The 21,745-nt window shown below is 65.6% G+C and carries 21 protein-coding genes and 1 pseudogene; 9 read left to right on the top strand and 13 right to left on the bottom strand.

Annotation, left to right across the window (positions count from 1 at the left end; translation table 11 throughout):
• A pseudogene (locus SE92_RS30705) lies at positions 1 to 227 on the top strand (hypothetical protein); the annotation flags it as partial.
• A 227-nt stretch (positions 228 to 454) separates the two neighbouring features.
• Positions 455 to 982, top strand: coding sequence for a PRC-barrel domain-containing protein (locus SE92_RS30710; protein ID WP_063201988.1), 528 nt, complete (start codon positions 455 to 457; stop codon positions 980 to 982).
• 108 nt (positions 983 to 1,090) lie between these two features.
• Here SE92_RS30710 and SE92_RS30715 read toward each other — a convergent pair whose 3' ends face one another.
• The 8 genes from SE92_RS30715 to SE92_RS30750 form a co-directional block, all read right to left on the bottom strand.
• Positions 1,091 to 2,302, bottom strand: a complete 1,212-nt coding sequence (locus SE92_RS30715) for an ABC transporter substrate-binding protein (protein ID WP_063201990.1) — start codon at positions 2,300 to 2,302, stop codon at positions 1,091 to 1,093.
• A gap of 238 nt (positions 2,303 to 2,540) precedes the next feature.
• On the bottom strand, positions 2,541 to 3,368 hold the full coding sequence (locus SE92_RS30720) for an ABC transporter permease (RefSeq protein WP_063201993.1): 828 nt from the start codon (positions 3,366 to 3,368) through the stop codon (positions 2,541 to 2,543).
• A complete protein-coding gene (locus tag SE92_RS30725; protein WP_063201996.1) occupies positions 3,365 to 4,624 on the bottom strand; it encodes an ABC transporter permease in 1,260 nt (419 codons plus the stop codon). Before SE92_RS30725 ends, SE92_RS30720 begins: the two co-directional genes overlap by 4 nt.
• A 6-nt stretch (positions 4,625 to 4,630) precedes the next feature.
• Entirely contained in the window at positions 4,631 to 5,683 is a 1,053-nt protein-coding gene (locus tag SE92_RS30730) for an ABC transporter substrate-binding protein (protein ID WP_063201999.1), read from the bottom strand.
• Positions 5,684 to 5,747: 64 nt separating this feature from the next.
• A complete protein-coding gene (locus tag SE92_RS30735) occupies positions 5,748 to 6,857 on the bottom strand; it encodes an ABC transporter ATP-binding protein (protein ID WP_063202002.1) in 1,110 nt (369 codons plus the stop codon).
• Between the two features lie 127 nt (positions 6,858 to 6,984).
• Positions 6,985 to 8,547 (bottom strand): DUF4403 family protein, encoded by a 1,563-nt coding sequence (locus SE92_RS30740; protein ID WP_063202004.1) that lies wholly within the window; start codon positions 8,545 to 8,547, stop codon positions 6,985 to 6,987.
• Between the two features lie 135 nt (positions 8,548 to 8,682).
• A complete protein-coding gene (locus SE92_RS30745) occupies positions 8,683 to 9,321 on the bottom strand; it encodes a Vgb family protein (RefSeq protein WP_063202007.1) in 639 nt (212 codons plus the stop codon).
• Between the two features lie 27 nt (positions 9,322 to 9,348).
• Positions 9,349 to 10,569: a hypothetical protein gene (locus SE92_RS30750; RefSeq protein ID WP_063202009.1), complete on the bottom strand. Its 1,221-nt coding sequence runs from the start codon at positions 10,567 to 10,569 to the stop codon at positions 9,349 to 9,351.
• A 142-nt stretch (positions 10,570 to 10,711) separates the two neighbouring features.
• On the opposite strand from SE92_RS30750, the gene SE92_RS30755 reads away from it, so the two are divergent.
• Together SE92_RS30755 and SE92_RS30760 are read left to right on the top strand one after the other, a co-directional pair.
• Positions 10,712 to 11,503 carry a DUF899 domain-containing protein gene (locus SE92_RS30755; protein WP_502686786.1) on the top strand — a complete coding sequence of 264 codons (792 nt, stop codon included), beginning with the start codon at positions 10,712 to 10,714 and terminating at the stop codon, positions 11,501 to 11,503.
• Entirely contained in the window at positions 11,496 to 11,786 is a 291-nt protein-coding gene (locus SE92_RS30760) for a hypothetical protein (RefSeq protein ID WP_063202015.1), read from the top strand. Before SE92_RS30755 ends, SE92_RS30760 begins: the two co-directional genes overlap by 8 nt.
• On the opposite strand, the gene SE92_RS30765 is transcribed toward SE92_RS30760, so the two are convergent.
• Both SE92_RS30765 and SE92_RS30770 read right to left on the bottom strand, forming a co-directional pair.
• Positions 11,759 to 12,190, bottom strand: coding sequence for a c-type cytochrome (locus SE92_RS30765; RefSeq protein WP_084251912.1), 432 nt, complete (start codon positions 12,188 to 12,190; stop codon positions 11,759 to 11,761). The two genes, SE92_RS30760 and SE92_RS30765, sit on opposite strands and share 28 nt — an antisense overlap.
• Before the next feature lie 101 nt (positions 12,191 to 12,291).
• Complete coding sequence (locus tag SE92_RS30770) at positions 12,292 to 13,008, bottom strand: L,D-transpeptidase (protein ID WP_063202019.1); 717 nt, start codon at positions 13,006 to 13,008, stop codon at positions 12,292 to 12,294.
• A gap of 276 nt (positions 13,009 to 13,284) precedes the next feature.
• Between SE92_RS30770 and SE92_RS30775 the strand changes: the two genes are divergently transcribed.
• The 3 genes from SE92_RS30775 to SE92_RS30785 all read left to right on the top strand — a co-directional run bounded on the left by SE92_RS30775 (position 13,285) and on the right by SE92_RS30785 (position 15,843).
• The gene (locus tag SE92_RS30775; protein WP_063202022.1) at positions 13,285 to 14,337 is read left to right on the top strand and encodes a glycosyltransferase family 4 protein; all 1,053 of its coding nucleotides are present in this window, start codon (positions 13,285 to 13,287) and stop codon (positions 14,335 to 14,337) included.
• Between the two features lie 33 nt (positions 14,338 to 14,370).
• On the top strand, positions 14,371 to 15,060 hold the full coding sequence (locus SE92_RS30780; protein ID WP_063202025.1) for a class I SAM-dependent methyltransferase: 690 nt from the start codon (positions 14,371 to 14,373) through the stop codon (positions 15,058 to 15,060).
• A 123-nt stretch (positions 15,061 to 15,183) separates the two neighbouring features.
• Positions 15,184 to 15,843 (top strand): hypothetical protein, encoded by a 660-nt coding sequence (locus SE92_RS30785; RefSeq protein WP_063202029.1) that lies wholly within the window; start codon positions 15,184 to 15,186, stop codon positions 15,841 to 15,843.
• A gap of 170 nt (positions 15,844 to 16,013) precedes the next feature.
• On the opposite strand, the gene SE92_RS30790 is transcribed toward SE92_RS30785, so the two are convergent.
• Positions 16,014 to 17,678, bottom strand: a complete 1,665-nt coding sequence (locus tag SE92_RS30790; RefSeq protein ID WP_063202033.1) for an aminotransferase class III-fold pyridoxal phosphate-dependent enzyme — start codon at positions 17,676 to 17,678, stop codon at positions 16,014 to 16,016.
• Positions 17,679 to 17,713: 35 nt separating this feature from the next.
• Between SE92_RS30790 and asd the strand changes: the two genes are divergently transcribed.
• Both asd and SE92_RS30800 read left to right on the top strand, forming a co-directional pair.
• Positions 17,714 to 18,577, top strand: coding sequence for an archaetidylserine decarboxylase (gene asd / locus SE92_RS30795; RefSeq protein WP_063202036.1), 864 nt, complete (start codon positions 17,714 to 17,716; stop codon positions 18,575 to 18,577).
• 67 nt (positions 18,578 to 18,644) lie between these two features.
• A complete protein-coding gene (locus SE92_RS30800; RefSeq protein WP_063202038.1) occupies positions 18,645 to 19,247 on the top strand; it encodes an NUDIX hydrolase in 603 nt (200 codons plus the stop codon).
• A gap of 200 nt (positions 19,248 to 19,447) precedes the next feature.
• On the opposite strand, the gene SE92_RS30805 is transcribed toward SE92_RS30800, so the two are convergent.
• On the bottom strand, positions 19,448 to 20,941 hold the full coding sequence (locus SE92_RS30805) for a FecR domain-containing protein (protein WP_063202040.1): 1,494 nt from the start codon (positions 20,939 to 20,941) through the stop codon (positions 19,448 to 19,450).
• Positions 20,942 to 21,239: 298 nt separating this feature from the next.
• Positions 21,240 to 21,745, bottom strand: a 506-nt coding sequence (locus SE92_RS30810) for a DUF2147 domain-containing protein (protein WP_063202043.1), incomplete at its 5' end; no start/stop codon positions are given.

The following is a 21,745-nucleotide window of genomic DNA, read 5'->3' on the forward strand; positions in this document are numbered from 1 at the left end:
GGGGGCCGCCGCCCGGTCCGCCGCCGGACGACAGCTCTTCGGATTCCTCGTCGTCCACAACGGACACGACCGGCAGCACATCCAGCGACCAGACCGTTGCCGAGATCCTGCAGCAGTTCCTCCAGGCGTTGCAGCAATCGCAATCGTCGACATCGTCCTACGGCGCCAACGGCAGCTCATCCGGCAGCTCCGGTTTCTCCGCGCTCCTGATCGACTACAAGAGCTGACCCCGGGCGACGCGGGTCGGCGCGGCTCCTCGCCGCGATCATGCTTCACCCAGGGCGCATGATCGTCGGCGGGGAACCGTGCGTCGCAAAATGTTACCAGGTGACGCAGGAACACTCGCGCGACGTTTTGCGCTTGCGCATCGCGCGACGAAATTGCGGCGCGCAAGGAACTGCGTTTGACCATCGCTGTTTTCTCCACACGAGTTTTCTGTGAAGGAGAGGACAACATGATGATGAAATCGATCGCTGCCGGCCTTGCCGGTACCGCACTGCTTGCTACCGTTGCGTTCGCGCAGTCGCCGACCGCCACCACCGACAAGGCGGCGCCTGCGGCAACCACCGCCACGACGACTACCACGACCGCATCGGGACAGTGGCGTACGTCCAAGATGGACGGCCTCAAGGTCTACAACGAAGCCAACGAGAACATCGGCACCATCAACGACCTGCTGATGGACAAGAGCGGCGACATCAAGATCGCTGTGATCGGCGTCGGCGGCTTCCTCGGCATGGGCGAGCATCTGGTCGCTGTGCCTTACGAGAAGCTGAAGTTCGTCAACGAGGCCGTGGCCTACACCGGCACGGGCGCGAAGCCGGCGACCACCACCACGACCGGCGCTGCGACCGGGACCGCCGACACCAAGCCGGCTGCGACCACGACGTCGTCGACCTCGAAATGGTATCCGGACCACGCCGTGTTCAATGCCAGCAAGGACGAGCTGAAGAACATGCCGGAGTTCAAGTACACGGAGTAACGCGGCTCGCGTGACGGCCTAAACGACGTGCGCCCGGTTTTCACCGGGCGCATTGTCGTGCCTGTGCGTCTTCACCTCGCCCCGCAAGCGGGGAGAGGGAGCAGGCACTCAGTGCGTCACCAGCGGGCAGCCGCCCTTGTTGAGCGGGCGGAATGCCTCGTCGCCGGGCACGGTGGCGATCAGCTTGTAGAGGTCCCACTCGCCCTTTGATTCTTCAGGCTTCTTGACCTCGAACAGATACATGTCGTGGACCATGCGGCCGTCGATGCGGATCTTGCCGTTCTTGGCGAAGAAGTCGTTGACCGGCGTCTTGCGCATCTGCTCCATCACCTTCGGCGCCTCGTCGGTCTTGATGGCGTCGATCGCCTTCAGATAGTGCATGGTCGCCGAATAGAGCCCGGCCTGGATCATGGTCGGCATGTGGCCGACCTTGTCGTTGAAGCGCTTGGAGAAAGCGCGCGTCTCCTCGTTCATGTCCCAGTAGAAGGCGTCGGTGACGATCAGGCCTTGCGTCGCCTTGATGCCGAGCGAATGCGTGTCGGTGATCTCCTGTAGGAGCGCGATCATCTTCTGGCCGCCCTGGGTCAGGCCGAACTCGGATGCCTGCTTCAATGCGTTGGTGGTGTCGCCGCCGGCGTTCGCCAGCGCGACCACCTTGGCCTTGGAGGCCTGGGCCTGCAGCAGGAAGGAGGAGAAGTCCGACGAGTTGAGCGGATGGCGAACCTCGCCGAGCACCTTGCCGCCGCTCTCCTTGACGACGTTGGCGGCATCGCGCTGTAGCGCCATGCCGAAAGCGTAGTCGGCGGTGACGAAGAACCAGGTGTCCTCGCCGCGCTTGACCATCGCCTTGCCGGCGACGTTCGACAGCGCATAGGTGTCGTAGGTCCAGTGCACGGTGTTGGGCGAGCAGGCGGTGCCGGTGATGTCGGACGAGCCGCCGCCGGAATTGATGTTGATCCTGTTCTTCTCCCGCGTCAGCGCCGACACCGGCAGCGCCACGGAGGAGGTCGGCACGTCGAGGATCGCGTCGACCTTGTCGTTGTCGTACCAATTGCGGGCGATGTTGACGCCGACGTCGGGCTTGTTCTGGTGGTCGGCGGCGACCACGGCGACAGGCTTGCCGGCGACCTTGGCGCCGTAATCGGCAACCGCCATCTCGACGGCGGCAAGCGAGCCCTTGCCGGTGGCGTCCGCATAGAGGCTCGACATGTCCGTGAGCACGCCGATCTTGACGACGTCGTCGGAGATCTGCGCCTGCGCGGCGCCGGATGTGGCGGCAAGGGCGAGACCGGCCGCAACCGCGGCGATGAGTTTTTGCATGGTTGTTCTTCTCCCTGTGTGTTGTTGTTCGGGCTTTGTTGAGGTGGCCGTTGTAGCGGCTATTGATCGCGGCAGCTAAGCGGCGGGCGCCATAGCGGAATGCAAAATCGGAAGGGACGGGCGGTGTCCCTTCGTAGGGTGGGCCAAGGCGCGCTTGCGCGGTGCCCACGATCTCACCATGGTCGCAAAAAATGCGTGGGCATGCTCCGCTTTGCCCACCCTGCGAAACTGCCGCCCCTCAACCGCCGCCCTCGAGCCGCTCGTTGCGTCGGCGCAGGGCTTCCATGGTGGCGAGGAGGATGACCGAGACGGTGGTCAGGATCACCGCCGCCGCCGTGATGGTCGGGCTGATGTTCTCGCGGATGCCGCTGAACATCTCGCGCGGCAGGGTGCGTTGTTCGGGACCTGCCATGAACAGCACGATCACCACCTCGTCGAAGCTGGTCGCGAAGGCGAACAGGGCGCCGGAGGCGAGGCCGGGCAGGATCAGCGGCAGGATCACGCGGCGGAACGCATACAGCGGCGAGGCGCCGAGCGAGGCGGCGGCGCGCGCCAGATTGGTGTCGAAGCTCTGCAGCGTCGCGCCGACCGTGATCACCACGAAGGGCGTCGCCAATGCGGTGTGGGCCAGGATCAGGCCGAGATAGCTGCCGGTGAGGCCAATCGGCGCGAAGAAGAAATAGAGGCCGACCGCGGTGATGACGCCGGGCACCACCACCGGCGACAGCACGAAAGCCAGCACCAGCGGTTTGATGCGGCTCTTCCACTGCGCCAGGCCCAGCGCGGCCAGCGTGCCGAGCACCATGGATAACACGGTCGAGGCGACGCCGATGATCACGCTGTTCTTCAGCGAATTCATCCAGCGCGGCGAAGTGATGAAGTCGTTGTACCAGCGAAAGGAGAAGCCGGGCAGCGGATAGGTGAGGTACGAGCCCGAACTGAAGGACAGCGGCATGATCGCAAGGATCGGCGCGATCAGGAAGACGAACACCAGCGCCGAGACGACGATGGTCGCGGTCCACGCGATGCGCTGGCTCGGCGTGCGCAGGGAGGAATTGTCGCTCAATTCTTCATCCCTCCCGTGACCTGCTGGCCCTGCACCAGCTTGCCGTAGACAAGAGCCAGGAGAATGGTGGCGAGCAGCAGCACCGCGCCGAGCGCCGAAGCGAGGCCCCAATTGGCGGTCTCGGTGGTGTAGAGCGCGATGAAATAGCTGATCATCTGGTCGGCAGCGCCGCCGACGAGGGCCGGCGTGATGTAATAGCCGAGCGCCAGGATGAACACGAGCAGGCTTCCCGCGCCGATACCGGGCAGCGTCTGCGGCAGGTAGATGCGCAAAAAGGCGGTGAGCGGTGGCGCGCCGAGCGAGGCGGCGGCGCGCATGTAAGCGGGCGAGATCGCCTTCATGCTGCTGTAGAGCGGCAGGATCATGAACGGCAGCAGCACGTGGGTCATCGCCACGCAGACGCCGAAGCGGTTGTAGATCAGGCGGAGCGGCTCGTCGATGATGCCAAGCCAGTGCAGGCTGTCGTTGACGACGCCCTTGCTCTGCAACAGCACGATCCAGGCGCAGGTGCGGACCAAGAGCGAGGTCCAGAACGGCAGCAGCACGAAGATCATCAGGAGGTTCGACTTACCGGGCGGCAGCGTCGCCAAGAGGTAGGCGACCGGGAAGCCGAGGATCAGGCAGAGGACGGTAACGCTGAGGCTGATGATGAAAGTGCGGGCGAACAGGCTGCGGTAGATGGCCTGATCCGGCGGCGCCGCGACGATCGCGCCGTCCGCGTTCCGCGTCAGGTCGAGCGCTGCCAGAAGGTAGAAGCCCGTGATGGGGCCGCCGGCGTCCTTGATCGTCGTCCACGTCGGGCGTTCGCGCCAGGCCGGATTGATCTTGCTTAGAGTCTCCTTCGCCGTGCCGGGTTCGGGCGCGGTCTTGAGATTGCGTGAGGTGCTGGTCAGGATCGTGCGGAAACCGTTCAGCGCGTAGTTCAGCCGCTTGGCCGCGATGGCGATGGTGCCGGAGGCGCGCGCCGCCTGGACGTCGCTTGCCAGCGCCGCGTAGGCCTTCTCGTCCGGCAACTCCTTGCCGTCCCACTCGGCGAGAGCAGCTATGGTTTGAGGCAGAACCTGGCGCACCTCGCGGTCATCGACCGCGCGCCACAGCATGCCGGCGATGGGCCCGGCGAAGGTGAAGAGCAGGAAGACGAGAAGCGGCGCGACCAGCGCCAATGCCTTGACCTGACGTGCCCGCTCTGCACGCCTCAATCGGCGCTTGAGCGGAACTTCGGTCGACGCATCGGCACTGGTCGCGGACGCTGTCATGGGTGGCTATTTCGCCGCCCATTTGTTGAAGCGCTCGGTCAGGCGGTCGATGTTCTCGAGCCAGAACGCAACGTTGATCTCGACCGCGTTCTTGATGTTGTCGGGTGCGGTCGGCAGGTCCTTCAGGACGGCGGGCGCGAGCTTGCCGGCCGCGTCCTTGTTCGAGGTGCCGTAGGCGATCTGCTCCGACAGTTTCGCCTGGTTCTCCGCCTTGCCGGCGAAGTCCAGGAACTTGTAGGCCGCGTCCTTGTTCGGGCTGCCCTTCAGGATGACCCAGCTGTCGAGGGTGAAGAGCGCGCCGTCCCACACCATGCCGAAGTTCTTCTTCTCGTTCTTGTTCGCGGTGTCGATGCGGCCGTTGTAGACCGAGGTCATCACCACCTCGCCGGAGGCGAGCAGTTGCGGCGGCTGGGCGCCGGCCTTCCACCAGACGATGTCGCCCTTGATGGTGTCGAGCTTCATGAACGCGCGATCGACACCATCGTCGGTCGCCAGCACCTGGTAGACGTCCTTCGGCGGGACGCCGTCGGCCATCAGCGCGATCTCCAGTGTCGTCTTCGGCCCCTGGCGCAAAGCGCGCTTGCCCGGGATCTTCTTTGTGTCGAAGAAGTCGGCCCAGCCCTTCGGGGCTTCCTTCAGCTTGTCCTTGTCGTAGCCGAGCACGAAGTCATAGAGGATGGCGCCGACGCCGCACGGATTGACCGACGGCGGAATGTAGGCCGCCTCACCGCCGATCTTGGTGTAGTCCATCTTCTCGAACAGGCCTTCCTCGCAGCCGACCGCCAGTTCGTCGCTCTCGACCTGGACGACGTCCCAGGTGGCGGCGCCGCCCTGCACCTTGGCGCGCAACACGCCGACGCCGCCGTCCCAGGACTCGTCGTTCATGGCAATCCCGGCCGCCTTCTTGAACGGCTCGAAATAGACCTTCTTCTGGGCATCCTGATAGGCGCCGCCCCACGACACGACGGTGAGGTCACGCGCCTCTGCGACCGTCATCAGCGCAGCGCTGGCAACGAACGCCGCGGCGAAACCCAGAGCAATCGTCTTGCGCTTCAGCATGGTCTTGGTTCCTTCTTCATATGAGTTGCGTGACGTTGAATGTTTCAGGCCCGCTGATGTCGGATCAGACGGGATCGAGGGCCAGGCAGTCATCAGGGCGGAAGCTGACGACCACGCTTTCGCCATGTCGCAGGCTGTCGTGCGCTCCCGACTGAAGCTTGACCATGAACTCGGCGTTGCCGGCGACATCGAGCACGGCCAGCGCGTGGTCGCCGAGATAGATGGTGTTCTGGACTTTGGCCGGCAGGCGGTTCGCCCCGTCGCTGGAGCTGCCGTCGGGGACGAGGGTGATCCGCTCCGGCCGTACCGACAGCGAGGTCGATGCGCCCACGCCTGAGATGTTGACCGCCCGCGCGGTGACCGTGCCGCTCCCGGCCAGCGCGACGCGGCAATACTCCTTGTCGATCGTCTCGACGGTGCCTGAAAGCACGTTGTTCTCGCCGATGAAATGGGCGACGAAGCTGTTCACCGGATGCTCGTACAGCGCGTCGGGCTTGTCGATCTGCTGCACGACGCCGTCGTTGAACACCGCGATGCGATCCGACATGGTGAGCGCTTCACTCTGATCGTGGGTGACGTAGACCACGGTGATGCCCATCCTCTCGTGCAGTTGCTTGATCTCCAGCTGCATTTGCTCGCGCAGGCGCTTGTCCAGCGCGCCGAGCGGCTCGTCCATCAGCACGAGCTGTGGATTGAAGACCAGTGCACGCGCCAGCGCCACGCGCTGTTGCTGGCCGCCGGACAGCTGTCCGGGCCGCCGCTGCGCCATGGCTTCCATCTTGATCATGCGGAGCGCTGCCGTGACACGCTCCTGCGCCTCGGCCTTGCCCGTGCCACGAACGGATAGCGGGAAGGCAATGTTCTCCGCGATCGTCAGGTGCGGAAACAAGGCATAGTTCTGGAACACCATGCCGATGTCGCGCTTGTGCGGCGGCATGTTCTTGATCGGCCGGTCCGCGAGGTAGATCTCGCCCTGGGTCGGAACCTCGAAGCCGGCCAGCATCATCAGCGTGGTCGTCTTGCCCGAGCCCGACGGGCCGAGCAGGGTGACGAACTCGCCCTTCCTGATGTCGAGATCGAGGTTCTTCACCACGAGATGCTCGCCATCATAGGTCTTCTGAATGCCGGAAAACCGCACCAATGCCGGCGCGGGCGTCACCATGCCGGCTTCCATGTCATCCTCGGCTTGCCGCTACAATGCTGTCAGCACCTCGTTCGAGGTTGCGACGGGCAGCTTAGCATCCTCGGATGAGAATGCCAGCGGGGCGAGCGATGAAGGCGCTGGCAGACCCGTGCCAGATCTACGGCAGTTTCGTCACTGACACATTCACCGTGCCGCCGGCTTCCGCGACCACGCGCAGCGTCTTGGAATCGAAGGCGATGTCGGCGAGCGTCAGGCTGTCGATCTTGGCGTCGACCTTGAGGCCGTCCTCGGTCTTCTGGTAGTCGGCGATGGCGGCGGCGATCTTCTCGCGCGCGTTGGCGGCGATCGGCTTCAGGTCGAGCGTCGCCTTCTGCACCAGCGCCTGCTGCATCTGCGGCACCACCGCACGCGCCGCGGCGCCGAGCAGGCCGAATGCGGCTTCCGATTCCACCGCGAGCTGGATGTCGGCGAGCCGCAGCGTCTGCTGCGCCTGGTCGAGCACCGGCCGGCCCCAGATGTGCACGGTCGCCTCGGCGCCGAGACCGAGCCAGCTCTTCTTTTCCTTGGCGCGCACCAAGAGCGAGATCAGCAGGCGCTCGCCCGACGGGATCACGTTGACACTTTTGACGGTGACGTCGACCGGGCCGGAGCCGTCCTCGGGATAGGTGTGGCCGACCATCTGCGCTGCGATCAGCTTGTTGATCTCGGTGAAGGGCACGTCGATGGGCACGCCGATATTCACGCCGGTGCCGGTCGGCGGCACGATCGAGATCTTGTCGGGGAAAGGACAATCCGGCTTGGTCGGGGTCGAGGTAACGCGCGTTTCCGCTTCCAGGCCCATCAGCAGCGTCACGGCCTGCGCATCGACGCGCGGCTGCGCGGCGATGGCGCGGATCGGCTTCATCTCCAGCCAGAGCGGAGGCAGCCCGGCCGAAGAGCCCGAACCCTGCAGCGGGATCGAGCGGCACGCCTTGGCCCATTGCAGTTTCGCATTCTCGCGCAGGGAGGGATCGTTGCGGATGCGTTCGGAGACGACATTGATCTGCTCGCCGACATTCTTGTCGATCAGCGGCTTCACCTGCGCCGGTACGTTAACCTTGGCGCCGGAGACGTTGAGGTTGGTGTCGCCGAGATTGACCTGCGCGGCGAGATTCGGCTCGAGATGCCAATTGGCCGCGAGCTTCGGGCGCGAGGTGACGACCACGTTGCCCTTGATCTCCGCGCTGGCGTTCAGATTCTTGATGTTGACGGCGCCGATCCGTTTCGCGGCGTCACCGCCGAGCACGCTGCCGAGTGCGTCGCCGAGCGCGCCTGTCGCTTTGGCCGACAGCGAGCCCGTCACGTTCAGCTTGCCGCTGAGCGGCGTCGAGATCGTAAGCACGTCCTTGTCGCCGGCCGCTGCCATCGGCCCGCGCACCGCGGTCCAGCCGATATCGGCGTTCTCCAGGATCTGCGAGATCGGGTTGTCGGCCTTCCCTGCGAAATTACGCGGCGCGGCCTTCTCGGCCTGCTCGCGGATCGCCGAGATCGCGATCGCGACCGGCGCGATCACGACCGAGCTTTTGGCGACCGGCGGCAGCGGCGGCAGTTGCGCCACCGGCGGCGCCGATGTCGTTGCGCGCGGCGACAGCCAGTCCATCGCCTTCAGGCTGATGAAGAACGACGCCGCGAGCACTGCGACGGCGATCAGGATGGTCTTCAGATTCAACGTTAGTCGCATCAGTCCCCCAAGCCGCCCGGCGGAATTCTACAGGGCAGACGAGGACCGCGCTAGAGCGCACCGATGGGGTGGAATTGGGGCGGATGGGTTAACGGCAGCGACCGCATCGCTGCCGTGCATTCAGACCATCAGCGGCTAGCTGCGCCGGGGACGCCGGACCGCTCTCACATTGCCGTTGGTGCCGCCACCGCAGAAGAAGCGGTCGCCGCCATCGGATTCCAATCCCGAGACCATAGTGCCTGCGGGCAGGTCGAGCTGCTCGATCACCTTGCCCGTCTCGGGGTCGATCCGCCTGATGTCGCTGTCCTCGCCCTCCCAGGTGCCGTGCCAGAGCTCGCCGTCGACCCAGGTCACCCCGGTCACGAAGCGCTTGCTCTCGATGGTGCGGAGAACCTTCCCCGTCTCCGGATCGACCTGGTGGATCTTGCGCTCGCGATATTGCCCGACCCACAGCGAGCCCTCGGCCCAGGCCAGGCCGGAATCGCCGCCGCCGCCCGGCGCCGGAATCGTGCCGAGCACCTTGCCCGAGGCGGCGTCGATCTTCTGGATGCGATCCTCGGCGATCTGGAACAGGTGCTTTCCATCGAATGCCGTGCCCGCATGCGCGGCGACGTCGATGGAGCGCGCGACCTTGCCGCTATCGGGATCGACCGCGTTCAATCGGTCGCCGGATGCGAACCAGACATGGCTGCCGTCATAGGTGACGCCATGCACGGCCTCGACGCCCTCGAAGGGCCCATATTCCCTGACGATCTCGGCGGCTGAACGTTTCATCTGCGTGATCCCTGTGACGTCATCATCCTACGTCTTCAGCAGCGGTCCGGGGAGTAACAAGGTTGTCGGGAAGCCCGGGATCGGCGGCGTCATCCAGCGTCGCGCCCGCCCATGTCCGAAGGACTGCACCTTGTTCGATCGCGCCAGCTCGTCGAGAGCGCGCTGCACCGTGCGCGCGCTCGTTCCCAGCGCCAGTGCGAGCGCCGAGCTCGACCAAGGCTCGCCATCGGACAGGAAGGCGAGGATCGTGGCGTGCTTCTCCTCGACGGGCCGCGCCAGCACGAGAACCTGTCGCGTCTTGCGCGGCGTCAGCGCAAAACCCTGCTTCGTCGCGGTCACGTCGGCGAGCGGCTTGAGCTTGGCACGGAGCCGTCCGATCTCGACCCGCAACCGCGCGCGATGCGATTCATCGAGATGCCTGGCGTGAAACGCTGCCGTGATCAACACCTCGCGCGAGACATCCGCAGGCCATGCTTGCGCGAGGATGCGCGCGAGCGCGAACAGCACGGGCCGCGTGCCGAGGGACACGATGGTGTCCTGTCTGCGAACCGAATGATGGAACGTATCCACGACCAGCGCGGCTGAAATGGCGAGATCTTCGACCTGTTCGAGCAGCAGCGGCCGCTCCTCGCCGCGCGCGATCAGCCGCGCGGCGGGTGTGTCGAGCACGACGCTCGCGCTTTCCACCTCGGCCGTGAGCGCTGGGATGCCGGCCAGCCGGGCAGCACGCGCCGCACGGCCGAGTGCCGCGCGCGCGTCTTTCGTCCTGAGTTGCCTGATGGCGATGCCGGCGACGACGAGCTCGCGGACGGCTTGCGATGCGGGCGGGAGCGGAAGGGGGCCGGGATCGGCCAGCGTCCGACCGGCCTGGTCCGGGCGCCCGAGCAGAAGAAGGCGTCGGGCCTCGATGTGGCCCGCATGCGCCGCGTTGGCGAGATCGCCATGCTTTTCGAGGGTCGCACGCGCCGCGGCGAGTGTTTTTTCCGGCCAGTTCAGATCGCGCGAGACCAGGGCGATCTCGGCTTCGGCGACCACGCATCTGGCGCGCGCCACCGCCTCGCGCGGACCGAACGCGCGCGCGGCGCTGCGCAGCAGCGACTTGGCCTTGGCGAGATCGCCGAGCTGCGCCATCGCGATGCCGCGCAGCGCCAGCGACGGCGCATCGTTGCGCAGCGCAACGCGGTTCAGGGCACCGAGCGGATCGCCGGCCTCAAGCGCGCGCGCTGCGGCCGTGATCAGAGACTCCATTCAAATCCCGCCACACTTGTTACTCCCACCGCGCAACCGCACGGTGCCAGAAATCGTTGCCAGCCGACAATGTGCGGTGAGGGGGCGAGCGGTTCCGCGACACGCAGGCCGATCGCCCAAGCGAGAGATTTGGAGAGTCATGATGACATTAGCCCAAAACGAACCGAACAACGGACTGACCGCCATGCAGACACCGCCGGTGGTGTCGCCGCAGGACTGGGAGGCGGCCCGTCAGCAACTCCTCGTGAAGGAGAAGGCGCATACCCGTGCCCGCGACGCCCTGGCCGCCGAGCGCCGGCGCATGCCGTGGATGGAAGTTTCCAAAACCTATGCGTTCGAGGGGCCCGGCGGCAAGCTCAGTCTCGCCGACCTGTTCCAGGGCCGCCGGCAACTGATCGTCTACCGCGCGTTCTTCGAGCCCGGCGTGTTCGGCTGGCCCGATCACGCCTGCCGCGGCTGCTCCATGGTGGCCGACCAGGTCGCCCATGTCGCGCATCTCAATGCCCGCGACACCACGCTGGTGTTCGCCTCGCGCGCGCCGCAGGGCGACATTATCAGGCTGAAGCAGCGGATGGGCTGGACCATGCCCTGGGTCACCATCACCGACAGTTTCGATGCCGATTTCGGCGTCGACGAATGGCACGGCACCAACGTGTTCTACCGCGACGGCAAGCGCATCTTCCGCACCTATTTCGTCAAGAGCCGCGGCGACGAGCAGATGGGCGGCACCTGGAACTATCTCGACATCACGCCGCTCGGCCGCCAGGAGGTGTGGGAAGACTCGCCAAAAGGCTATCCGCAGACGCCGACCTACAAATGGTGGAACTGGCACGACAGCTACACGGAAGGCGCCGCGCCCGACCAGAAGTGGGTCGAGATCTCGACCGCCGGCGAGAAGGCCTTTCGCGAGGAGGCTGCGGAAGGTCGTGACTAACCCCGCCAGCGCAACGGCCGGCGCCGGCCGCGCCAGCGTCGTGGCCGCGCGCCACCTCGCCAGATGGCTGGCCTTGGCGGCCACGCCGACCTTCGCGATCATGGCCGTGCTGACGGCTGTGATCGGCGGCCGGGCGGACATGCTGTGCGGCGCCGGGCAGGGATCTCTGCTCGGCGGAATGGTGCCGATGTATCTCCTGATGAGCGCGTTTCATTCGGCGGCGTGGCTGAGGTGGATTGCGGAGCGGCGGGGCGGCTATTGCCCGCCTGCCGTTTGCAGGTAAGCAACGATCTTCCCCGCTTCCTCCGCCGAGACGCCGCCATAAGGCTGCATCTTGTTGCCGGACACGACCTCGTCCGGCTTGAGCATGAAGCGCGTCAGCTTGTCCTGGTCCCAGGTGAAGCCGGCTTCCTTCATCGACGAGGAGTAGTTGTAGTCCGGCAGCGCGCCGGCCTTGCGGCCGACGATCTTGTTGAGGTTGGGGCCGAGGCGGTTGTCGCCTTCCTTCACGGAATGGCAGGTGCGGCAGGAATTGTTGAAGGCCTGCTGCGCTGCCTCAGCGCTCGCAGGTTGCTGCGCGAGCGAGGCGGGGGCGGACACGAGCGACGTCAGTGCGCCGGCGCAGACGAGGGCGCGCAGCCATCTATACGGCGGGGATTGCAGGCGTGATCGCATCTGCGCCTCCATCGGGGGACCCGCGCCGCAGCAAGCGCGCGTCGACATGTCGAGGCAAACGAAAGCGGCCCCGGTGGGTTCCGGGGCCGCTTGCGTCACAATGTCTTGCCGCCTTACCGCGTCGCGGTTCCGAGCTCTGCGCGGCGCTCGGTCATCGGCAGCACCACGACCTTGGTGCCGACGTTGACGCGGGAATAGAGGTCGGTGACGTCGTCATTGGTCATGCGGATGCAGCCGGACGAGACGCGCTTGCCGATGGTCTCGGGGGCGTTGGTGCCGTGGATGCGGTAGATGGTGCCGCCGAGATACATGGCGCGCGCACCGAGCGGATTGCCGGGGCCGCCGGCCATGTGGCGCGGCAGATAGGGCTGGCGGGCGATCATCTCCGGCGGAGGCGTCCAGGCCGGCCATTCCGCCTTGCGGGTCACCGACTGAATGCCGGACCAGGTGAAGCCGTCGCGGCCGACACCGATGCCGTAGCGCAGCGCCTGACCGTTGCCGAGCACGTAATAGAGATAGGTGTTGGGAGTATCGATGATGATGGTGCCCGGCGCCTCGCGCGTCACATAGGAAACGGTCTGGCGGCGGAAGCGGGCCGGCATCTCGACGGCGTCCTGATCCTCGGACGGCTCGGTCTGGTAAGTGGGCGCCTGATAGGGCTGGTAGGGCTGGAATGGCTGCGGCGCGGCCATCGGCGGCAGCGGCTGGAAGAACGGGAAGATCTGCACCGGCGCGGCCTTGGCTGGACCTGCGAATGCGATCGCGGAGACCGCGACTGCGCCAAGAGCAACGGCGCGCGAAAACGTCTTGAAAATATCCAGATTGAACATGTGATCGCCCCTGTTTGCTCGGTGTTTAAATGGCCACCGCGGCACCGTTTCGGTGCTCCGTTGCGTAGATCACTAACGGCAAAACGTTTCGGGACATTTGCGCGGAAAACCGAAAACGGTTTCATGGCGGCAAGAATTGTTTCATGACAGTTTCGTGGCCGTGCCGGTCCGTTAACGAACAAAACAGCCCGCCGACACTTCGATGACGTCACACGCCTGAAATATCCTTCGTTGATGGTCGATGCCTGAGAATCATCAAACTCTCGGGATTTTCCCATGCGGGTATTAATCGCGACCGACGCCTGGCATCCGCAGGTCAACGGCGTGGTCCGGACGCTGACCTCGCTGGCGAATGCGGCCAAGGCCCTCGATGTCGAGATCGACTTCCTCACTCCGGACGGCTTTCCGTCCTGGCCGTTGCCGACCTATCCGGGCCTGCGCTTTGCGCTGCCGAGCGGCAAGGAGATCGCGCGGCGGATCGAGAAGGCGGCACCGGACGCGCTGCATATCGCAACCGAAGGGCCGATCGGCTGGGCGGCTCGGGCCTATTGCCGGCGCAACCGGCTTACCTTCACCACTTCCTACACGACGCGCTTTCCGGAATATGTTTCGGTGCGGACCGGCATCCCCGCCAGCGTCGGCTATGCCGTGCTGCGCCATTTCCACGATGCCGCCGCCATGACCATGGTGGCGACGCCTTCGCTGCGGCAGGAGCTGTCCGAGCGCGGCTTCAAGCGGCTCGGCTTCTGGACGCGCGGCGTCAACACCGAGCTGTTTCATCCCGACGCTCCGGCCACGCTCGATCTGCCGCGGCCGATCTTCATGACCATGGGCCGGGTTGCGGTGGAGAAGAATCTCGAAGCGTTCCTCTCGCTCGATCTGCCCGGCACCAAGGTCGTGGTCGGCGACGGCCCGCAGAAGGCCGCGCTGGAAAAGAAATACCCCCACGTGGTGTTTCTCGGCGAGAAGAAGGGTGCCGACCTCACCGCGCATCTCGCCGCCGCCGACGTGTTCGTGTTTCCGAGCCTCACCGATACGTTCGGCGTGGTGCAGCTCGAGGCGCTGGCTTGCGGCACGCCGGTTGCGGCGTTTCCGGTGACGGGTCCGAAGGACGTCATCGCCGATCACCCGATCGGCGCGATCGACCATGATTTGCGCACCGCGTGCCTGCGCGCCCTGACCATGTCGCGCGAGACCTGCCGCAATTTCGCGCTGGAGCGTTCCTGGGAAAACAGCGCGCGCCAGTTCGTCGGCAATCTTACCTCACTTCAGCCCAGCCGCGTCTTGCGCGCCTCGCCTCGCATGGCGCGGCGGCCGGTGCGCGGTTGATCTTTCATTAGAACCACAGCGAGAACCTCACCGATGTCCAAGATCATGAACCTCGACGGCACCCAGCAGCTCGACCTCACCCGCGGCACGGTCGAGCAGGCCTATGACCGCTGGGCGCCGGTCTACGATCTCGTGTTCGGCGGCGTGTTCGCCAAGGGCCGGCAGGCTGCGATCGCGGCCACCAACAAGATCGGCGGGCGCGTGCTCGAGGTCGGCGTCGGCACCGGCATCTCGCTGCCGCTCTACGCCCCGCACCTGCGCATCTTCTGCACCGACATATCGGAAGCCATGCTCGACAAGGCGCGGCAGCGCGTCACCGAGGGCAAGCTGAAGAACGTCGAGGGCCTTGCGGTGATGGACGCCGAGAAGCTCGAATTTCCCGACAATTCCTTCGACGTCGTGATGGCGCAATACGTCGTCACCGCGGTGCCGAACCCCGAAAAGGCGCTCGACGAATTCGCCCGCGTGCTGCGCCCGGGCGGCGAGCTGATCCTCCTCACCCGCGTCAGCGCGGATGCCGGCATGCGCCGCTTCATCGAGCAGAAGCTGCAACCGGTGGTGCGTCCGCTCGGATTCCGGACCGCGGAGTTCGCCTGGTCGCGTTATGCCAAATGGCTGGCCGGTGCTCACGGCATGGAGCTTGCCGAGCGCCGCCTGATCCCGCCGCTCGGTCATTTCTCGCTGGTGCGCTTCCGCAAGGTCGAAATCGCCAAAGCGGCCTGATCGCGCTCACGCGTCGCGTGCGTCATCGCGCCGCTGCACATCGTCACATGACAAAACGATGATGTCACACGGCTTACATCGAATCCCTGTAAATCCCGAACCCGAACGCATTTGGGGAAGAGCATGATCAAGAATTATCTCGAGCAGCTGCGGATCCAGCGCTGGGACGACCATCGCTACTATCACCACAGCCGGATCAATCAGAGCCTGCACTTCATCAGCGCGCTGAGCTTCCTGTTCGCCTATGTCTGGCTGTTCATCGATCCCGTCGTCTCCGCGCTGGTCGGATGGCTGGTCTCGATGACGTCGCGCCAGGCCGGGCACTTCTTCTTCGAGCCGCACACTTACGATCACATCAACCAGGCGACCCACGAGTACAAGGAAGAGATCAAGGTCGGCTACAATCTGCAGCGCAAGGTGGTGCTGATGGCGATCTGGGCGGCCTCGCCGCTGGTGCTGTTCCTCGACCCGACGCTGTTCGGCCTGTTCACGCCCTGGGCGAGCGCGACCGACTTCATGCGGCAGGTTGCCAAGATCTGGCTCGTGGTCGGCGGCGGCGGTCTCTTGTTCCGCACCGTGCACCTGTTCTTCATCCGCGACGTCGAGACAGGCCTCGTCTGGATGACCAAGATCCTGACCGATCCCTTCCACGACCTGATGCTCTATCGCAGCGCGCCCCTCGCCCTGATGCGCGGCGAGCTGATGGATCCCGGCCTGCACCTCAATCCCGAGCACACGCTGGGCCTCATCGGCGAGCCCACGCTCGAAGAGCAGCACGCCTGAGCGCGCTACGTACACAACACACTCCGATGTCTGATGGTTACGTCATGCCCGGCCTCGTGCCGGGCATCCACGTGCTGGGGGCTGCTTCGCCTCTCCCCGCGCGCGGTAGGGCAATCGCATATGGCGCACACAACCCCGCGGCATCGGCGGAAAGCCCGCGAAGTGTGGCCTCAGCGCCCAAAACGCTTGGCCAGCATCTCTTTCAGGATCTGCCGCTTGATAGTCTTGTTGGTGAGCACGCCATCGTGCCACCAGAAGCCGTCAGCCTTCATCTTCCCGGCTGCGCGGACGAAGCGGTCGGCGACTTCGGTAAACTCGGCGTCGGTGTAGCTCAGGCTGAAGATCAGCCGGCCGGTGCCGACCCAGCTCAGCGCCAGGCCCTCGGCGCGCAAATAATATTGCAGCATCCAATTGTAGCGGGAGGGCGTCGTGTATTTCACCGTCCAGATCGACGAGAAGTTGGCGAACCGCACCGGCAGGTCGGCGTCCGTCATCATCTGGTTGAGCTTTTGGACGCGACCGTTCCAGGTTTCTTCCAGTCCATCATAAATGGCATGGAAGTTCGGGCTGGCGAGCCGGCTCAAAAACTCGTCCATCGCCGTCATGACGTAGGGATGCGAGTTGAAGGTGCCGCGGGCGAAGCAGATGTCGGCGGGACGGTCGTCGCGAAAGCGGCGCATCAGCTCGCGCTTGCCGCAGACCACGCCGACCGGCAGGCCGCCGGCGAGGCTCTTGCCGTAGGTCACCATGTCGGCGCTCACGCCGAAATATTCCTGAGCACCGCCGGCGGCGAGCCGGAAGCCGACGAAGACCTCGTCGAAGATCAGCACGATGCCGCGCTGGTCGCAGACCTCGCGCAGCTTCTTGAGCCATTCGGTGTAGGCCGCGCGATCGAAGTTGCCGTCGCGGGAGGAATCCACCAGCGAGGAATCGCCGGGCGCGTTGGCATTCGGGTGCAGGCCCTGCAGCGGGTTGACCAGCACGCAGGCGATGTCCTTGCGCGTACGCAGCACGTGCAGCGTCTTCTCCGACATCTCGGCGAGGGTGTAGGTCTCGTGCGCGGCAATGGGATTGCCGACGCCCGGCTGCACGTCGCCCCACCAGCCGTGATAGGCGCCGGCGAAACGAACCAGATGCGTGCGCTTGGTGTGGTAGCGCGCCAGCCGCACCGCCTGCATCACGGCCTCGGTGCCGGACATGTGGAAGGAGACTTCGTCGAGGCCCGAGATCCGGCAGAGCCGCTGCACGTTCTCGAGGATGACCGGGTGGTAGGGGCCGAGCACGGGGCCGAGCGCATGCGCCCGCTTCTCGGCTCCCTCGATGCACTCCTTGTAGAAGTCGTTGCCGAAGATGTTGACGCCGTAGGATCCCGTGAGGTCGTACGAGGTGTTGCCGTCGACATCGGTGACGGTGACGCCGCGCGAGGATTCCACGAAGGTCGAAGTGCCCAGATGCTCGCGAACGAGACGCGAGAACTGGAACGGCACGCGGTAGCTCTCGGTGAAGTTCAGGTCGGAGATCGCCTCCGCCGCTTCCTTCGTCATCGCGCGCCCCTTCGGGTAGCGCTCGGCGTAGAGGCGGGCGAGGCGGAAGAAGCCGTCCTTGCGCTGCGCGGCGATGTTCGCCGGCGCGCCGTCGCAGGCGAAGTAATTGTCGCCTTCGAATTCGTAGAAGGGGAGCAGCTTTGCCACCCGCCGCGACATCTTGGAGTGTCCGGCGAGCGAGCGGTGCTTGGCACGGGAGAGTTCGATCCGCGCCTTGAGCTTCGGAAGGACGGCGGCAGCAGACGCTGCGGCGGCCACGGACATCGAGAGAATCGGGAGTGTCGTTTCCATGACAACAAGCGCTAATACTGTGAGCTGACAGATTCATGACAGTCAAAGCCCTCATTGCCTCTTTCACCCAGCAGGAAGACCTCAACTTTCTGTTGACCAACCGTATCCCCCGCGCCGCGCTGACCCGCTTCATGGGCTGGTTCTCCAAGATCGAGAATCCGCTCGTGCGGGACTTCTCGATCGCGCTATGGAAGCTGTTCTCCGACCTCGATCTGTCCGAGGCGAAGAAGAGCCACTTCAACAGCCTGCATGATTGTTTCACCCGGGAGCTGAAGCCGGGCTTGCGCCCCTTTGATCCCGACCCCACCATTGTCGCCAGCCCCTCGGATGGCATTGTCGGCGCTCACGGCAGGATCGCGGACACCGAGCTGTTCCAGGTCAAGGGCGCGCCTTACTCGCTGCTCGATCTCGTCGGCGATTCCGCGCTGGTCGACCAGCACCGCAACGGCTCCTTCGTCACGCTACGGCTGACCTCGAGCATGTACCACCGCTTCCATGCGCCGCATGACGCGCATATCGAGCGCGTCACGCTGATCCATGGCGATGTCTGGAACGTCAATCCGATCGCGCTGAAGCGGGTCGAGCGTCTGTTCTGCAAGAACGAGCGCGCCGTGATCCGCACGCATTTGTCGACCGGCGAAGCCGTGACGCTGGTGCCGGTCGCCGCGATCCTGGTCGCAAGCATCCGCTTGCACTTCCTCGACATGGTGCTGAACGCGCAGACGCGCGGCCCGGTCAACTTCCCCTGCGATGTCAACGTGACCAAGGGCGAGGAGCTTGGCTGGTTCGAGCACGGCTCGACCATCATCATCCTCGCGCCCGGCGATTTCGCCTTCTGCGAGGGCATCGCCGAAGGCACGCGCATCCGTGCCGGCGAGGCGCTGCTCAGAAGAAAGTAGCCTTCAATCTGCCGTTCCCGTCGCCTATATCGTCGGCGGGGACGATAGATCGACACGGATTCGAGCGATGGCGCGGGCGCCGGTCATGGCGGCGGGTGGTATTGTGCTGCGGCGTGGTGCGCCGCCGCTGATCGCCGTCGTGCGCCAGCGCAAGCGCAACGAATGGGTCTTGCCCAAGGGCAAGCTCGACGACGGCGAGACGCCGAAGCAAGCGGCGCATCGCGAGGTGCTGGAAGAGACCGGCCATGACGTCGCCATCCATGAGTTTCTGGGCACGCTGGTCTACCAGTCCGGCGGTCGCTCGAAGGTCGTGCATTTCTGGCGAATGGAGGCCGAGGGCGGCCCGGTCCGCAAGCTCATGAACGACATCAAGGCGGTCGACTGGTTGACGCTGGAGGACGCGATCGCGCGGCTGTCGCGCGAATATGAACGCGCGTTCCTGACTCAGACCGGCCCGATCGCGCTCGCGGCGGCGGGATTGGCGCCTGCGGTCGTTGCCGAGCCGGCACCGGTCTCGGAGCAGAATTTGCCCGAGCCGAAATCGCCGCGGGCGGCCGACGATATCGATGCGGCTTTGCGGACACTGACCCCGGCTGAGGCGGCTTCGGTCGAAGAGCTGCAGCACGGCCTGTTGCAGAAGGTAAAGGCCTGGTTGCGCGGCGAGGCTTGAGCAAGCACTATCCCGCATTCTTTTCGCGCGGCATTGACGGTGCACCCCTCGCCCCTTGTGGGAGAGGGTGGCTCGCCGCGAAGCGGCGAGACAGGTGAGGGGTCTCCCTCCGCGTATGAATCTCTTGATAGGAGTTCGCTGAAGCAACCCCTCATCCGGCGCTTCGCGCCACCTTCTCCCGCAAGGGGAGAAGGAAGAAGTCACCGCCGCTCGTTCTTGTCCTTAGGAGCGGGCGCTGGCTTACGCGGCGCTGCGGGGCGTTGCACAGCGGGGAGGCGCTGCTGGAAACCGCCTTGGCGTTGCATGGCGGGCGGTTGAGCCGCGGGCGGCTGGCTCGGCTGCATCCCGGTGTGCGGCGGTTGCGGCAGCCGGCCGGGTTGCGGCGTCCCGCCCGGCTGTGACGGCACGGTTGCTCCAGGTTGAATCTGTCCGCCGCGCTGCGGTTGGGTTTGCGGTGTGCCGCCGGGCGTCGTGCTCTGTCCAGTGCGCGGTGCACCGGGACGTCCGGCGCCTTGCTGTTGGCCGGGCCGCTCGCCCTGTTGCTGCGGGCCGCGCTGCTGCTGCTGACCCTGACCCGCGCGCGGGTTGCCCGGCCGCGCGGTGCCGTCTTGTCGTCCCTGCCGCTGCGGAGGCTGCGTGCCCTGCCGGCCCGGCGTGCCCGGCTGCTGCTGACCCGGACGGTTGTTCAGACCGGGCTGGCCGTTCGGGCGCTGCTGTTGCTGACCCGGCGCCGCGTTCGGCCGCAATTGCTGCTGCTGCGGCGGCTGCGAGGGGCGCGGAATGCGGCTGATCGCGCCTGGATTGGCACGGCGGAATTCGCGCTGCTCGGTGACGATCTGACGGCCCGTGGTCTGCGCCAGATGCACCTGGCCGACGAAGCCGCGGTCGCGCGCGATCTGCTGCGGGGCGATCGTGATCGGTACCGCGGCGAAGCGCATGATTCCGCCTGTGGCCGCGCCAGGCCGGATCGCAAAGCCGCTCGCGCCTTGCGTCAGCGCGCCGAGCCGCGTGCCGCTGGTGCGATCGTCAACATCGATGTGGCCGACGCGGCCGTCGGCGTCGGGATAGAGCTTGATGTTGACGTTGCGCGCGCTGTTCGCTGCCGCGCCTTCGGGCACGTCGACGACCCCTGTGGTGCCGCGGATGCCGAGCGTCGCCGTCGGCGTCGTGATCTTCATGTTGCCGGTCTTCGCCACCGCCGCCGCGACGAAGGCGACCGTGCCCTTGCCCACGTCGAAGATCCCTGAATTCTGCTTGCCGCCGTCCTCATAGACGTAATTGTCGATGGTGATTTTGGCGCTGGCCGAGAGGTTGAACGTGGTCGAATCGTTGAAGGTGATGCCGAGCGAGGAGTTCGACGAGGTCTGCACGACGTCGTTGAGATAGATGTCGTCGCGCACGCGCAGCGGATAGGAATTCTTGTCGCGGATCACGGTCGCGATCCCCGTGACGGTCGCGACGTTGCCGATCGGCTCGACGGCAGTGGATTGTGTGTCTGTCACCGGCGTCGGCGAGGTCGCCGGCGTCGGGGAGGCGGAAGGGGCTGGGGAAGCCGCGGGCGCCGGCTCTGCCTGCGGCTGCGCCTGCGCGAGCTCGATCGTCTCCGATGCACGAGCTACGCTGCTGCCTGCCAGCGGCAATGCCGGCAGCACGAGCGCGAAGACGAAGCGGCGCCAAGCCAGCTTTGATGTCACGAGGAAGTCCCGGTGAGAACGCGAGGCGAGATTGGTTGATATCAGCCGGACGGAGCTGAATGGTGGATGAACACGGGTGGGATGGGTCGAGGCGCAGGACTAGCTATCTCAACATCGTCATGGCCGGGCTTGTCCCGGCCATCCACGCCTTGCTTTGCGTCACCAAGAATCTGGATGCCCGGGACATCTAGCGCGAAGACGCGCTTCGCGCTTCTGCCCCGGGCATGACGAGGAGGATATTTTGTCGCGCGAAATCCCGGGTCGATGCTTCGCATTGCCCGGGATGACGGAGATAATGTCAGCTCACGCGCTTCCAGGTCTGGCCGCCGCAGAACATGCCGCCGAAGGCGCAGCCCTGGACCCGCATCGCATTTGGGCCCTTCATGGCGATCGTGGAGTCGTAATTGCGGCCGGAGTCGGGATCGTGGATGCGGCCGCTCCACTTCGAGCCTTCGGGCTTCATGTTGATCAGGATGCGCTCGTTGGTCTTCTCTGCATAGCCGCAGAGATTGGCGCCGCACTGTTCGACGCGGACGTTGCCCTTGTTCTCTTCGGTTGCCCAGACGCCGATCGGCGTGTTGGCGACGACCACGGGGGCGGCGGCCACAGGGGCGGGAGCGGGCGCCGGCGCAACCGCGACCGGGGCGGGAGCAGCAGCGGGAGCGGGCGCTGCGACGGGCGCAGGCTGTGTCGTCGTATCGGCGGACGTCGCGGTAGCAACGGTCGGCGCGGGCGCGGCGGGAGCCGCCGGTGCGGTCGCCTGAACCGGCGCTTGTTGCACGGGCTGCTGCTGCACGGGAGCCG

Source organism: Bradyrhizobium sp. AT1 (assembly GCF_001590795.1).
GTDB lineage: Bacteria > Pseudomonadota > Alphaproteobacteria > Rhizobiales > Xanthobacteraceae > Bradyrhizobium.

Coding starts and splice junctions, on each gene's coding strand:
- SE92_RS30735 (WP_063202002.1), bottom strand. CDS start 6,857: ATGGAAGCCGGCATGGTGACGCCCGCGCCGGCATTGGTGCGGTTTTCC.
- SE92_RS30725 (WP_063201996.1), bottom strand. CDS start 4,624: ATGACAGCGTCCGCGACCAGTGCCGATGCGTCGACCGAAGTTCCGCTC.
- SE92_RS30780 (WP_063202025.1), top strand. CDS start 14,371: ATGTCCAAGATCATGAACCTCGACGGCACCCAGCAGCTCGACCTCACC.
- SE92_RS30750 (WP_063202009.1), bottom strand. CDS start 10,569: ATGGAGTCTCTGATCACGGCCGCAGCGCGCGCGCTTGAGGCCGGCGAT.
- SE92_RS30800 (WP_063202038.1), top strand. CDS start 18,645: ATGGCGCGGGCGCCGGTCATGGCGGCGGGTGGTATTGTGCTGCGGCGT.
- SE92_RS30715 (WP_063201990.1), bottom strand. CDS start 2,302: ATGCAAAAACTCATCGCCGCGGTTGCGGCCGGTCTCGCCCTTGCCGCC.
- SE92_RS30765 (WP_084251912.1), bottom strand. CDS start 12,190: ATGGAGGCGCAGATGCGATCACGCCTGCAATCCCCGCCGTATAGATGG.
- SE92_RS30740 (WP_063202004.1), bottom strand. CDS start 8,547: ATGCGACTAACGTTGAATCTGAAGACCATCCTGATCGCCGTCGCAGTG.
- SE92_RS30745 (WP_063202007.1), bottom strand. CDS start 9,321: ATGAAACGTTCAGCCGCCGAGATCGTCAGGGAATATGGGCCCTTCGAG.
- SE92_RS30775 (WP_063202022.1), top strand. CDS start 13,285: ATGCGGGTATTAATCGCGACCGACGCCTGGCATCCGCAGGTCAACGGC.
- SE92_RS30790 (WP_063202033.1), bottom strand. CDS start 17,678: ATGGAAACGACACTCCCGATTCTCTCGATGTCCGTGGCCGCCGCAGCG.
- SE92_RS30710 (WP_063201988.1), top strand. CDS start 455: ATGATGATGAAATCGATCGCTGCCGGCCTTGCCGGTACCGCACTGCTT.
- asd (WP_063202036.1), top strand. CDS start 17,714: ATGACAGTCAAAGCCCTCATTGCCTCTTTCACCCAGCAGGAAGACCTC.
- SE92_RS30770 (WP_063202019.1), bottom strand. CDS start 13,008: ATGTTCAATCTGGATATTTTCAAGACGTTTTCGCGCGCCGTTGCTCTT.
- SE92_RS30785 (WP_063202029.1), top strand. CDS start 15,184: ATGATCAAGAATTATCTCGAGCAGCTGCGGATCCAGCGCTGGGACGAC.
- SE92_RS30730 (WP_063201999.1), bottom strand. CDS start 5,683: ATGCTGAAGCGCAAGACGATTGCTCTGGGTTTCGCCGCGGCGTTCGTT.
- SE92_RS30755 (WP_502686786.1), top strand. CDS start 10,712: ATGACATTAGCCCAAAACGAACCGAACAACGGACTGACCGCCATGCAG.